Annotated in this window: 10 protein-coding genes; 8 read left to right on the plus strand and 2 right to left on the minus strand. The window is 67.0% G+C overall.

What is annotated here, in order from left to right; all coding sequences use genetic code 11:
• The first annotated feature begins 26 nt into the window (after positions 1-26).
• From GWQ44_RS29340 to GWQ44_RS29375, 8 genes are all read left to right on the plus strand, one after another.
• Complete coding sequence (locus tag GWQ44_RS29340) at positions 27-1,262, plus strand: MFS transporter (RefSeq protein WP_275928928.1); 1,236 nt, start codon at positions 27-29, stop codon at positions 1,260-1,262.
• A 259-nt stretch (positions 1,263-1,521) separates the two neighbouring features.
• On the plus strand, positions 1,522-2,751 hold the full coding sequence (locus GWQ44_RS29345) for a pyridoxal phosphate-dependent aminotransferase (RefSeq protein WP_199011423.1): 1,230 nt from the start codon (positions 1,522-1,524) through the stop codon (positions 2,749-2,751).
• Between the two features lie 120 nt (positions 2,752-2,871).
• Positions 2,872-3,702, plus strand: coding sequence for a hypothetical protein (locus GWQ44_RS29350; RefSeq protein WP_199011422.1), 831 nt, complete (start codon positions 2,872-2,874; stop codon positions 3,700-3,702).
• Between the two features lie 87 nt (positions 3,703-3,789).
• Positions 3,790-5,175, plus strand: a complete 1,386-nt coding sequence (gene fumC / locus GWQ44_RS29355; RefSeq protein ID WP_103740600.1) for a class II fumarate hydratase — start codon at positions 3,790-3,792, stop codon at positions 5,173-5,175.
• Positions 5,176-5,232: 57 nt separating this feature from the next.
• Positions 5,233-6,123, plus strand: coding sequence for a phosphoenolpyruvate mutase (gene aepX / locus GWQ44_RS29360; RefSeq protein ID WP_016963777.1), 891 nt, complete (start codon positions 5,233-5,235; stop codon positions 6,121-6,123).
• Between the two features lie 484 nt (positions 6,124-6,607).
• On the plus strand, positions 6,608-7,219 hold the full coding sequence (locus tag GWQ44_RS29365; protein WP_275928929.1) for a TetR/AcrR family transcriptional regulator: 612 nt from the start codon (positions 6,608-6,610) through the stop codon (positions 7,217-7,219).
• 125 nt (positions 7,220-7,344) lie between these two features.
• Complete coding sequence (locus GWQ44_RS29370; protein WP_275928930.1) at positions 7,345-8,571, plus strand: efflux RND transporter periplasmic adaptor subunit; 1,227 nt, start codon at positions 7,345-7,347, stop codon at positions 8,569-8,571.
• The gene (locus GWQ44_RS29375) at positions 8,568-11,675 is read left to right on the plus strand and encodes an efflux RND transporter permease subunit (protein ID WP_275928931.1); all 3,108 of its coding nucleotides are present in this window, start codon (positions 8,568-8,570) and stop codon (positions 11,673-11,675) included. Before GWQ44_RS29370 ends, GWQ44_RS29375 begins: the two co-directional genes overlap by 4 nt.
• Positions 11,676-11,738: 63 nt before the next feature.
• On the opposite strand, the gene GWQ44_RS29380 is transcribed toward GWQ44_RS29375, so the two are convergent.
• Both GWQ44_RS29380 and GWQ44_RS29385 read right to left on the minus strand, forming a co-directional pair.
• Complete coding sequence (locus GWQ44_RS29380) at positions 11,739-11,906, minus strand: hypothetical protein (RefSeq protein WP_275928932.1); 168 nt, start codon at positions 11,904-11,906, stop codon at positions 11,739-11,741.
• Positions 11,907-11,950: 44 nt separating this feature from the next.
• Positions 11,951-12,751, minus strand: a complete 801-nt coding sequence (locus tag GWQ44_RS29385; RefSeq protein ID WP_047305111.1) for a helix-turn-helix transcriptional regulator — start codon at positions 12,749-12,751, stop codon at positions 11,951-11,953.
• Positions 12,752-12,893: the final 142 nt, after the last annotated feature.

The following is a 12,893-nucleotide window of genomic DNA, read 5'->3' on the forward strand; positions in this document are numbered from 1 at the left end:
TTTCCCCCCTCGCAGCCTGGCCGACGATGAATGATCTGAAACACAGCGGCTCCCTGGAGGCCGCGCCGATGAGCGATGCCAGCGTGCGTCGTCGCTCCCTGTTCGCCGGTTGCAGCGCCCATGCGGTGCATGACGGCCTGACGGACGTGATCTACGTGCTGCTGCCGATCTGGCAGGCGCAGTTCGCCATGAGCTACGCCCAGATCGGCCTGCTGCGCGGGGTCTATTCCGGAATGATGGCCGGCTTCCAGTTACTGGCCAGTCGCGCGGCCAAGCGCTGGGGGCGCGAGCGCCTGCTGGTGGGCGGCACCGCCCTGGCCGGGTTGGCCTACCTGCTGGCGGGGCAGGCCGGCGGCTTGGGCGTTTTGCTCCTGGCCCTGCTGCTCGGCGGCCTGGGGGCCAGTACCCAGCACCCGCTGGCGTCCTCCCTGATCACCGATACCCATGAAGCCGGCGGCGGGGTCAAGGAGGCCCTGTCCCAGTACAACTTCGCCGGGGATATCGGCAAGACCCTGGTCCCGGGCCTGGTGGGCCTGTTGCTGACGCTGATCAGCTGGCGCGCCAGCGTCACCCTGATCGGCCTTCTGGGACTGGCCGCCGCGCTGCTGCTGTGGTGGCTGATTCCCTCCCGGGCGATCACCACGGCCATCAGCGAGAAAGCGCCGAAGACGGCCAAGGGCCAGGGCTCGGCCAGCGGGATGCGCGCGCTGATCCTCACCGGCACCCTGGACAGCGCGGTGCGCATGGGTTTTCTGACCTTCCTGCCGTTCCTGCTCAAGGCCAAGGGTGCCGGCACCGCCGGTATCGGCCTGGCCCTGACCCTGCTGTTCGTCGGTGGCGCCTTTGGCAAGCTGCTGTGCGGCTACCTCGGCGCGCGCATCGGCATGATGAAAACCGTGTGGATCACCGAGTTCACCACCGCCAGCCTGATCGTGCTGGCGGTGTTCCTGCCCTATGGCGGCTTGATGGTGATGCTGCCGCTGCTGGGGCTGGCGTTGAACGGCACCTCGTCGGTGCTCTACGGCGCGGTGCCGGACCTGGCCGGTGCCGGCAAGCGCGAGCAGGCGTTCTCGCTGTTCTACACCGGCACCATCGGCGGCGGGGCCCTGGCTCCGGTGCTGTTCGGCAGCCTGGGTGACGTCACCGGGATTCCCCTGGCGGTGATGGCCCTGTCCGCCACGCTGCTGCTGACCCTGCCTCTATCCTGGTACGTGCAGCGGGGCATGGACGCCGACGCGAGGTCCGTCTCCGGCCGCGCCTGAAGACCGCTGTCAAGCCACAAACCATCAGGCCCGGGGCTGTTCTGCCCGGGCCTGATGCATTCTGCGCGCGGCCAGCGGCACCTTCAGATAGTTCTTACTTTTCCAGTATCAATCACGACGCAAACGGTATTGGCCGGTGTTTGCGACTGTCATCAGAATGTAAGAAGACCTGGCTGGGGGCCTTGGCCAGGTGGGCTGCGCAGGGTGTTTTCCCGAGTCCGGGGCGCCTTGCTTCCAGATCGTTTTCGCAGGTAACAACATGAATAACAGCGAAGCCACTGCAAGCCGATTGTCTTTGTCCAACCGTGCCCTGGGCCTCAGCGCGCCGGGCACGTCCAGCATGCGCAGCAAAGCCAACGCCCTGAAGGAAAGCGGGGTCAAGGTGATCAATTTCGCCGCCGGTGAACTGTCCTTCGATGCCTGCCAGGACATGCGCGCCGGGGCCATCGAAGCCATTGAAAGCGCGCGCAACCGCTACACCCCGCCGATTGGCCTGCCGGCCCTGCGGGAGAAGCTCGCCCAGCGGGTCAGCCAGCGCACCGGCGTGACCTTCGCCGCCAATGAAGTGGCGGTGACCGCCGGGGCCAAGCAGGCCCTGTACAACGCCTGCATGGTGCTGCTCAACCCCGGCGACGAGGTAATAGTGCCGAGCCCCTACTGGGAAACCTTTCCCACCCAGATCCGTCTGGCGGGCGCCACCCCGGTACTGGTGCCGACCCGCGACGACGACTACCGGCTGACCCTGGAAGCGGTGCAGGGTGCGCTGAGCGAACGCACGCGGATGATCGTCATCAACACCCCGAACAACCCCACCGGCACCGTCTATCAACGGCAGCAACTGCTGGCGATCGCCCAGCTGGCCTTCGAGCGCGGGCTGTGGGTGATGTTCGACGAGTGCTATCGCGGCCTGGTGCGCGAACCCCACCAGCACCACAACATCCTGGCGCTGTTCCCGGCGCTCAAGGCCCAGACCGTGCTGATCGATTCCTTCTCCAAGAGCCAGGCGGTGACCGGCTGGCGGATCGGCTACGCTTGTGCCCCGGCGCCGGTGATCGCGGCCATGCACAACCTGCAGGGCCACACCACCTCCAACCCCAGCAGCCTGTCGCAGTACGCCGCGCTCAATACCCTGAATGCCGACTCGGCGCAGTTCGCCGCCCAGGTCAATCCGTTCCTGCAGCGGCAACTGCACGCCGCGCGCACCTACCTGGATCGCCTGGAAGGTATCCGCTATGCGCCGCCGGAAGGGGCGTTCTACCTGTACATCGACATCGCTTCGCGCCTGGGCGGCTACTACCGTGGCCAGCCGATCCGCGACGTCGACCACCTCGCCGACCTGCTGCTGACCGAGGCGCACATTGCCGTGGTCCCCGGGTCCGGTTGTGGCGACCCCCACTGCATTCGCATTTCCTACGCCGTCGAGTACCAGGAGCTGATCGAAGGCCTGAGCCGCTTCGCCCAGTTCATGTCGGCGATCGTCATGGATTGAGCGCTGCCGTCACCCGTATCTGCCGCTGCGTTGTCCTGGTTTCCGAGCCCGTCCAGAGGCCCGGGGCGGCGACGCCTGGCTTGTTGTCCGTGAACCCAAGAGTCAATACAGGAGAGAAACATGGAGAGTTCCCGCGAGGCGTTCATCGGCTATGTGCATCAGGCACTGGTGGATGTCGAGGATCGGAATCTGCAGGAGGCCCTGCTCAGCGGTTTTGAAAACCACCCCGGCCTGCTGGACGGTTACTGCCTGACCTACCAGCGCATGACCTCCCGTCGCTGGTCCGAAGATTCGCTGTGCACCTTTTTCTGCGGCTGGCGCAGCCCCGACGGCGCGGCCCATGCGGTGTCCAGCATCATCGTGCGGCTGCTGCAGGAGTCCGCGGACCTGCCCGGCGAGGACAACCAGCTCAAGCTGCTGGCGGCCGCCCGGCATTGCGGCGAGATCATCGTCGAAGACGTCGGCCTGGGTGAAATGCACGGCCATCCCCATCATTCCAAGCTCTATCACCGCATGGCCTCGGCCATCTGCGGCTCGGACAACTGGCGCCTGCAGGACAAGTACCTGAACCCCATCACCAAGGAGTTCTCCACCTGGGTCGGAGAGAAGCGCCCGCTGGCGCCGAACCTGGTGGAAGCCCTGGAAATGATGGCCCTGACCGAGCTGTTCAATACCGGCGAGTACAACCTCATGACCCCACTGTGGAAGCACTGGCTGCGCGAGTCTTGCGGGTATCCGGCGGGGGAGGCCAACCGCATCGCCGGCTTCCTCAGCGTGCACTGCGGCGCCGTCGAGGCCCGGCATTTCCGCCACGCCACCGAGGCCCTGCGGCTCTACACCCAGGCCACCGGCCAGCAGATCAACTACCGGCGCATTGCCGCGCTGTCCGACGAATACGTGGTGCGGGCCTGCGCGCACCTGGAAAAAATGGCCTCCGTCCTCAAGGAGTAGGGCGCCCGTGCATCTCGCCGGGCCGAGCGCCTGCCCGGCAACCCCGACCTGATTGCGCTTTGCGCCTACCACTGGAGCACCTTGAACATGCGTCATGAATCCGACTCGATGGGGACCATCGCCGTACCGTCCAACCGCTACTGGGGCGCTCAGACCGAGCGTTCCATCCACAACTTCCCCATCGGCCGTTCGCGCTTCCAGTGGGGCGCGCCGATGATCCGCTCCCTGGGCCTGCTGAAGAAGGCCGCGGCCCTGGCCAACCTCAAGCTCGGCGAACTGCCGGAAGCCATCGCCTTGCCGATCGTCAAGGCCGCGGACGAAGTCATCAGCGGGCAACTGGACGAGCACTTCCCGCTGGTGGTGTTCCAGACCGGCTCCGGCACCCAGTCCAACATGAACGCCAACGAAGTGATCGCCAACCGAGCGATCGAGATGCTCGGCGGCGAGCTGGGCAGCAAGAAACCCATCCACCCCAACGACCACGTCAACCGTGGCCAGTCGTCCAACGACACCTTTCCCACGGCCATGTACATGGTGGTGGTCAGCGAGATCCACGAAACCCTGCTGCCGGGCGTGTCGCTGCTGCGCGACACCCTGGCCGACAAGGCCGAGCAGTTTCGCGACGTGGTCAAGGTCGGCCGCACCCACCTGCAGGACGCCACGCCGATCACCCTTGGCCAGGAGATCGGCGGCTGGGTCGAGCAGATCGACTACGCGCTGATGGCCATCCAACAGAACATGAGCGGCCTCTACGACCTGGCCATCGGCGGCACCGCGGTGGGCACCGGGCTCAACTCCCATCCGCAGTTCGGCGACGAGTGCGCCAAGGTCATCGCCGAGCTCACCGGCTACCCGTTCAAGTCCTGCAGCAACAAGTTCTTCGCGCTCTCGGCCCATGACGCGCTGGTCAACACCTCGGCGGCGATCCGCACCCTGGCCATGGCCCTGATGAAGATCGCCAACGATGTGCGCTGGCTGGCCAGCGGCCCGCGCTGCGGCATCGGCGAGATCGACATTCCCGAGAACGAGCCGGGCTCCTCGATCATGCCGGGCAAGGTCAACCCGACCCAGTGCGAGGCCCTGACCATGGTCTGCACCCAGGTCTTCGGCAACGACGCCTGCGTGGCCTTCGCCGGCAGCCAGGGCAACTTCCAGCTCAACGTCTACAAGCCGGTGATGGTGCACAACGTGCTGGAAAGCATCACCTTGCTGGCCGAATCCTGCCGCGCCTTCAACGACCACTGCGCGCTGGGCATCGAGCCGAACCGGGCGCGGATCGAGGCCAACATCGAGAAGAACCTGATGCTGGTGACCGCCCTCAACCGCCACATCGGCTACGACAAGGCGGCGATCATCGCCAAGACCGCCCACCATCAGGGCAAGTCCCTGCGGGAAGTGGCGCAACAGCTGGGCTACGTCTCGGCCGCGGATTTCGACCGTTACGTGGTGGCACTCGACATGACCCACCCCTGAGGCGGCCCGGCCGCCGCGACCCCGCAGTTCTCCAACCACAAGAGGCGTGTGAATCCCATGCAGGACGCTGATATTCGCCGAACCAACCTCAGCCAGTTGCTGCGCCGCAAGCGCTGTCTGCGGGTGCTTGAAGCCCACAGCCCGATCTCGGCGCTGCTGGCCCAACAGTCCCGACTGGAGCGCGGGGCCGGGCCCAGCCTGAGCTACGACGCCATCTGGTCCAGCTCCCTGACCGACTCGACCCACAAGGGCCTGCCGGACATCGAGATCCTCTCGCCGAGCAACCGCTTGCACGGCATCCGCGAGATCTTCGATGTCTGTTCGCTGCCGATGATTTTCGACGGCGACACCGGCGGCAAGGCCGAGCATTTCGCGATCCACGTGAAGATGCTCGATCGGGCCGGGGTGTCGGCGGTGGTCATCGAAGACAAGTGCGGGCTGAAGAAGAACTCGCTGTTCGGCAACGCCGTGAACCAGCTTCAGGACTCCATCGAGGAGTTCTGCGACAAGATCCGCGTCGGCTGCAGCAGTCGCAGCCACGAGGACCTGCTGATCATCGCCCGCTGTGAAAGCCTGATCCTCGACAAGGGCATGGACGACGCCATCGAGCGCTGCCTGGCCTATGTGGCGGCCGGCGCCGACGGGATCATGATCCACAGCCGGAAAAAGGACGGCCTGGAGATCCTCGAGTTCGCCAAGCTGTTCCGCCGTCACTGCCCGCGGGTGCCGCTGATCTGCGTGCCCACCAGCTATGCCCACCTGAGTTTCGACGAGCTGGAGGGCGCAGGCTTCAACGCGGTGATCTACGCCAACCACATGTTGCGCAGTGCCTACATGGCCATGCGCGACGTGGCGGTGGGCATCCTCGAACACGGCCGCACCCTGGAGGTGGAACCCCGTTGCCTGGGCATCGACGAGATTCTCGACCTGGTGCCGGGCACCCGTTGACCACGGCGTTCTTGGAAATGGCCTGTTTCGTCTTGGTGGGGCAGAGGATTCAGGCCGTTAAGGAATAAGAATTTTCTTACATACGCTGCGCGGACCGATGCCTAGAATGGCCTCCGTTCGCCCGGCCAGGTATCACAGTGAACCGCAACATGGCGGTGCCTGGTCAGGGCGGGCTGCAACATCGCGGCACCCGCCCGCCCGGCCTCGTTGTACTGCCTACTGCCCCTGGCTGGCCGGGTTGGCTCCTATCCCCTCCGGCATCCGCCACGCTTCCCCCCCCGTACCTTCCCTTATGCATTCCTGCACTATTTTTCACACAGATTTACAGCGCTCGGAAAACCCTCGCGCTAGCCTGTGATCGCGGCATGTACCGGCACCGGGGCGCTTTGACGGCTTCGCACAGTGACCGGACTGCGGCTCAATACTAGATCGATCAGTCAGTCGATGAATCGCGCCGGCAAGGCCTGTGGCGCCAGGGTGGGCAATGAGAACGGTAGACCCCAGCAAGATGCACGCGCGGCGCCAGCAGATCCTCGGCGCGGCGCTGACCTGCTTCGCCCAGTACGGCTTCCACGGCACCCGGACCGCGCAGATCTGCGCGGCCGCCGGCATGAGCCCGGGCAACCTGTTCCATTACTTTCCGAGCAAGGCGGCGATCATCGCGGCGATCGCCGAGGAAGACTGCCAGGCCATGGCGCGCCTGTTTGCCCAGTGGGGCGCCGCCGAGGACGCCCTGGACGCGGTCGAGCACATCGCCCTGGCGATGATGCAGGCCTGCAGCGATCCGTTGCACGCGCGGATCAGTATCGAGGTGGCGGCCGAGGCCAGCCGCAATCGGCAGATGGGGGCGTTGTTCGCCGCCAACGAAGCGCGGGTCAAGGCCGACCTGGCAGCCTTGCTCCGGCGCGGCATGGCCGCCGGCCAGATCGACCCGCAGCTGGACCCGGACATGGCCGCGGTGTGGCTGCTGGCGCTGACCGAAGGCGCCATCGCCCGGGTGGTGATGGACGCGGATTTCCAGGCCCGGGCCCACCAGCCGCTGCTGCGTTTGATCATTCGCCGCTTCCTGCGTCCCCAGCAGCCCGAACCCGGCTGACTGCCACCTTGCAGCGGCCCTGTCGGCCGTTGCCCAGCTTGCTTAATGGCGTCTCGGGCCGGTTTCAGGTCACGGGGCAGCGTGCCCGTGTTCCGGGCGCAAATGAATCCTTGAGTACCCGATACATGCAGCCGATCGATCCGTCTCCCGAACCATGTCGCAACCGGCGCTTGCGGCGCCTGGCCAAACACACCCCCAGGCTGTTGCTGGTGGCGCTGCTGACCCTGGTGGGCACGCTGCTGGCCCTGTGGTTGCCGCAGACCCAGTTGCCGGCCAGCCGCAGCCAGGAACAGCCCTCGGCACTGAAAGTCAGCAGCGTGCAGGTCCGTACCGGCAGCGTCGGGCAGCGCATCTTCATCAGCGGCACCCTGGTGCCCCAGGAAGAGATTGCCGTCGGCACCGCTCTGCAGGATCAGCGCCTGGCTTCGATCCTGGTGGAGGAGGGCGACCGGGTCAGCGCCGGGCAGGTCCTCGCCGAGCTGGAAACCACCACCCTGGATGCCCAGGTGCACCAGGCCGAGGCCGCGCTGGAGCGGGCGACGGCGTTGATTCGCCAGCAGCAGGCGTTGAGCGTCGAGGCCCGGAGCAGCCATCAGCGCCTGGAACAACTGGGCGGCTTCGGTGCCGCCAGCGCTCAGCAAGTCGATCAGCAACGGGCCCAGGCCCGCGCCACCCAGGCCGCCCTGGCGGCGGCCCGGGCCGAGCAGGCCCAGGCCCGGGCGCAACTGGCGGACGCCCGGGCGCAACGCCAGAAAGCCACGCTGCGCGCCCCGGTGGCCGGCGTGGTGTCCGAACGGCATGCCCGGGTCGGCGCCCTCAGCGGCTCCGAGCCCTTGTTCCGGCTGATCCGCGACAACCGCCTGGAGCTGGATGGCGAGGTCACTGAAAGCGCCTTGCGCGCCTTGCAGGTCGGCACCCGGGTGGCGGTCCAGGTGACGGGGCTGTCCACCCCGGTGGAAGGCCAGGTGCGCCTGCTGGCGGCGAAAGTCGACCCGACAAGCCGTCGCGGTCGGGTGCGCATCACCCTGGCCGCCGAGCCCGAGCTGCGCGCCGGCAGCTTTGCCACCAGCAGCCTGGAGCTGCCGGCCCAGGGCCCTGAACGGCCGGCCCAGAGCCTGGTGCTGCCGCAGCGCGCCCTGACCTTTACCAGTGACGAACAGGCCTCGGTGGTGGTGCTGGACCAGGAGGGCAGGGCCAGTCTGCGGCAGATCCGCGTTGGCCGGCGTGACGGCATCCAGGTGCAGGTGCTGTCCGGGCTGGTGGAGGGCGAGCGGGTGGTGGCCCGGGCCTCGGCCTTCGTGCGTGACGGCGATCAGGTCCGGCCGGCCGACGACGAGGAGCTGGAACCATGAGCCTGCGCCTTTCCTCCTGGGCGATCCGCCGGCCGATTCCGACCCTGGTGCTGTTCCTGGTGCTCAGCGTGGGCGGCTGGCTGTCCTTCCTGCAACTGCCGATCAACGCCAACCCGCGGGTCGAGTTCCCGGTGATCACCGTGCTGGTGTCCCAGGTCGGTGCGGCGCCCACCGAGCTTGAACACTCGGTGACCCTGCGGGTCGAACGCGCGGTGTCCGGCCTGGCCGGCATCCGCCATATCACCTCCACGGTGGCCGACGGGATCTCGGTGACCACCGTGGAGTTCCAGCTCGGTGTCGATCCCGGGCGCGCCGCCAACGACATCCGTGACGCCATCGCGCTGATCCGCGCCGACCTGCCGCAGACCATCGAGGAACCGATGATCACCCGCATCGACGTCGAGGGCGGGGCGATCCTCAACTACGCGGTGAAGGGCGGCGCGCGAAGCCTGGTGGAGCTCTCCTGGTTCGTCGACGACCAGCTCAGCCGCGAACTGCTGGCGGTGCCCGGGGTACAGAAGGTGCAGCGCCTGGGCGGGGTCGAGCGCGAGGTCAAGGTCGAACTCATGGCCGAGCGCCTGCAAGCCCTGGGCATCACCGCCGAGCAGGTCAACGGCCAACTGGTGCAGAGCAATATCAACGTGCCCGGCGGGCGCACCCGGCTGGGCCACAGCGAACAGTCGATCCGCACCCTGGGCAGCGCGCTGACGGTGCAGGCCCTGAGCCAGACCCCGATTGCCCTGGGCGAGGGGCGCTGGGCGCGTCTGGGAGAGCTGGCCCGGGTGCATGACGGCGCCAGCCAGGCCCGTTCCCAGGCGCGCCTGGACGGCGAGGAAGTGGTGGGGTTCGCGGTGTTTCGCGCCAAGGGCTCCAGCGACACCCGGGTGGCGGCCGGCGTCGAAGCGGTTATCCAGCGCCTGCAGCAACAGCACCCGGACCTGGAGATCCGTCAGGTCTGGTCCTCGGTGGACTACACCCTGGCCAGTTACGACGCGGCGATCATGACCCTGGTCGAAGGCGCGCTGCTGACCGTCCTGGTGGTCCTGGTGTTCCTCAGAAGCTGGCGCGCCACCCTGGTGGCGGCCATCGCCCTGCCGCTGTCGATCCTGCCGACTTTCGCCGTCATGGCCGGGTTCGGCTATTCGCTGAACAGCATCACCCTGCTGGCCCTGACCCTGGTGATCGGCATCCTGGTGGACGATGCCATCGTCGAGATCGAGAACATCGAACGGCATCTGGACCAGGGCAAGCGCCCCTATCAGGCGGCCATCGATGCCAGCGACGCCATCGGCTTTGCCGTGGTGGCGATCACCGCGACCCTGGTCGCGGTGTTCCTGCCGGTGAGTTTCATCGGCGGTTTCGTCGGCCAGTACTTCACCCCGTTCGGCATCACCGTTTCGGCGGCGGTGTTGGCGTCGCTGCTGGTGGCGCGCCTGGTCACGCCGCTGATGGCCGCCTACCTGCTCAAGCCCAAGGCCCCGGGCGCTGGCCACGGGCAATCGCCGGTGGCCCCCGGTGGCCTGCTGGGAGGCTACCTGAAGCTGCTGGAGTGGGCGCTGCGGCACCGGCGCCAGAGCCTGGGCCTGGCCGGGCTGTTCCTGGTCGGCTCGTTCGCCCTGGTGCCGCTCTTGCCGTCGGGGTTCATGCCGGTGAATGACCTCAGCCTGTCGCGCATCGACGTCGCCCTGCCGCCCGGCACGCCCTTGGCGCGGACCGACAAGGTGCTGGCCGACATGGCCCGGCAGATTCGCCAGCGGCCCGAGGTGCGCTCGGTGTTCGTCACCGCCGGCGGCGAGGATGCCTCCGGGGCCACGGACGTGGCCACCGGTCAACTGCTGGTGCGCTTGCTCCCGGCGGACCAGCGCGAGCTCAGCCAGAAGGCCTTCGAGCAGTCCTTGCGGCCGCTGCTCAACGGCTTTGCCGACCTGCGCTACGCCTTTCGTGGCGAAACCGCGGCGCGGGACATCTCGATCATCCTGGTGGGGCCCGACGGGCCGGCATTGAGCCGCGCCGCCCATGCCGTGCAACGCGACATGCGGGCGCTGCCGGGCATCGCCAACGTCCAGGTCAACGAACCGCTGCCGCGTCCGGAACTGCTGATCCAGCCGCGGCTGGACGAAGCGGCCCGGGCCGGGGTCAGTGCCCAGGCCATCGGCAGCGTGGCGCGGATCGCCACCGTGGGCGAAATCAACGCCAGTTCGGCGCGCTTCAATTTCCCTGATCGCCAGGTGCCGATCCGCGTACTGTTGCCGGCCATCGAGCAGGGCGACCTGAATGCCCTGGGCAACCTCGGCGTCAGCACCGACCGGGGCACGGTGCTGCCCCTCAGCGCCGTGGCCGATATCGGCTATGGCAGCGGGCCGGCGCGGATCGAGCGCTTCTCACGCTTGCGTCGGGTGTCGGTGGATGCCGATCTGGCCGGGATCACCCTGGGCGCGGCCCTGGAAGCCATCGGCCAGTTGCCGGCGCTGCAGCAGCTGCCGGACGGCGTGCGCAGCGTCGAGTACGGCGATGCCGAATACATGAACGAGATGTTCGACAAGTTCGGCGTGGCCATGGGGCTGGGCATCATGATGGTGTTCGCCGTGCTGGTGCTGCTGTTCCGCGACTTCCTGCAACCCTTGACCATCCTCACCGCGCTGCCGTTGTCCGTCGGCGGGGCGATTGGCGGCCTGTTGCTGTATGGCGCGGCCATTGACATGCCGGTGGTCATCGGCCTGTTGATGCTGATGGGCATCGTCACCAAGAACTCGATCCTGATGGTGGAGTTCACCCTTGAGAAGCGTCGCCTCGGCATGCCCCGGCACCAGGCCCTGATCCAGTCGGGGGCCGAGCGGGCCCGGCCGATCATCATGACCACCATCGCCATGGTCGCGGGCATGGTCCCGGCGTTGCTCAGCAGTGGCGCCGACGCCGGGTTCCGCGCGCCGATGGCGGTGGCGGTGATCGGCGGGCTGATCACCTCGACCCTGCTGAGCCTGGTGCTGGTGCCGGTGGTCTTCAGCTGCATGGACGACCTCAGGCAATGGCTGGCGCCGCGCCTGGCGCGCCTGACCTCGGTCACCGCGCAGGACCGCGCGCAAGCGCAGCCACACAAGCCATGAGGCGCGCTCTGCGGCAATCGGCCCGACGGCAACCCGGTGGGCAGCGACGCGCCCACCAGCAGGTCAGGTTGTTCGGGGCCTGGGCACCTGGCGCTGGTAGTGGGCCAGGCTGGCACGGGCGCTGTCGACGCTGGTGCGGACCTGGGCCACGTCCAGCGCCGACACCTTGCCGGCGCTGCCATTGCGCATGCTCTGTTGGTCCGCCGCCAGGGTCCGTGGGGAGCTACGCATTGATCAGCTTCGTGACAGCAGATCCTGATGCGGACGGGGCGACTTCAGGCGCCGACCATCCACTTGGCCAATCCGTGACGACCGCTAACCCCGAGCTTGGCGGCGGCGCGCTTGAGATAGGTTTCCACGGAGCTGTTCTTGACGCTCAGGCGCTGAGCCATTTCCGGCACGGTGCCGCCAGTGAGCAGCCCCAGGCACACCTCTTTTTCCCGGGCCGAGAGGCTGATGTCGCCCAGCGACAGACGCTCGTCGAACTCCCGTTGCAACGGGTTCTGCTGCGCCGCAGTGACGGGCCTGGGACTCCAGCTGGACAGGTTCTTCAGGGCCTGTTGCCGGTGCAGTTGAGCGTGGCGCTCCAGCAGCGGCAGCAGGGTTTGCGACAGGCTCTTGAGGAACGACAGCTCGGAGAGGGAAAAGCCGCCCTGCTCGGCGTCGCGGTAGAGGCCGATGACACAGCGGCGATTGGCTTTGCGCGAGACCAGATGGCATTGATGCGCGGTGGTACGGGAGTGGCCACTGCGGGCCTGGGCATTCATTTGAATCAGCAGCGAGTCGTCCATTTCCAGCATCTTGTGCAGCAGCGGGTCATGACGTCGCGGCGGCTCCGGCAGCGGCAGATCCTTCTGCAGCCCGGCACGCCCCAAGAGGGTAATGGACAGGGAACTGGCCTGGTGCTCGTCCAGGGTCCATTCACTGAGCACCAACTGGCCCGCCGGCACCCGCTTGTCCACCAGTTGCAGCATCTCGCTGGCGAACTGTGGGTGGCCGGTGTGGGAAATCAATTGTCCCAGTTCGAAGTAGAAGTGCGGCATTTCCATGTTCGCAATACTGCTGGTCAGACTCATATCCTTAATCATCCTTGATTGAGACAAATCGCTGATCTAAGCGCGCTTGCCACGCTGTGCGTGGCAGATTCCCGATGAGCCTGAACCGCTCTTCGGAACTGAATTTAAGCCTATGGCTTTGCCCGGCGTCTGTAAGGGGAAA

This window comes from Pseudomonas sp. 3MA1 (assembly GCF_029237275.1).
Lineage (GTDB): Bacteria > Pseudomonadota > Gammaproteobacteria > Pseudomonadales > Pseudomonadaceae > Aquipseudomonas > Aquipseudomonas fluorescens_AP.

Bases quoted from the DNA above. Each gene is read 5' to 3' on its own strand.
- GWQ44_RS29365 (WP_275928929.1), top strand. From the start codon at position 6,608: ATGAGAACGGTAGACCCCAGCAAGATGCACGCGCGGCGCCAGCAGATC.
- GWQ44_RS29350 (WP_199011422.1), top strand. From the start codon at position 2,872: ATGGAGAGTTCCCGCGAGGCGTTCATCGGCTATGTGCATCAGGCACTG.
- GWQ44_RS29385 (WP_047305111.1), bottom strand. From the start codon at position 12,751: ATGAGTCTGACCAGCAGTATTGCGAACATGGAAATGCCGCACTTCTAC.
- GWQ44_RS29375 (WP_275928931.1), top strand. From the start codon at position 8,568: ATGAGCCTGCGCCTTTCCTCCTGGGCGATCCGCCGGCCGATTCCGACC.
- GWQ44_RS29340 (WP_275928928.1), top strand. From the start codon at position 27: ATGAATGATCTGAAACACAGCGGCTCCCTGGAGGCCGCGCCGATGAGC.
- GWQ44_RS29380 (WP_275928932.1), bottom strand. From the start codon at position 11,906: ATGCGTAGCTCCCCACGGACCCTGGCGGCGGACCAACAGAGCATGCGC.
- fumC (WP_103740600.1), top strand. From the start codon at position 3,790: ATGCGTCATGAATCCGACTCGATGGGGACCATCGCCGTACCGTCCAAC.
- GWQ44_RS29370 (WP_275928930.1), top strand. From the start codon at position 7,345: ATGCAGCCGATCGATCCGTCTCCCGAACCATGTCGCAACCGGCGCTTG.
- aepX (WP_016963777.1), top strand. From the start codon at position 5,233: ATGCAGGACGCTGATATTCGCCGAACCAACCTCAGCCAGTTGCTGCGC.
- GWQ44_RS29345 (WP_199011423.1), top strand. From the start codon at position 1,522: ATGAATAACAGCGAAGCCACTGCAAGCCGATTGTCTTTGTCCAACCGT.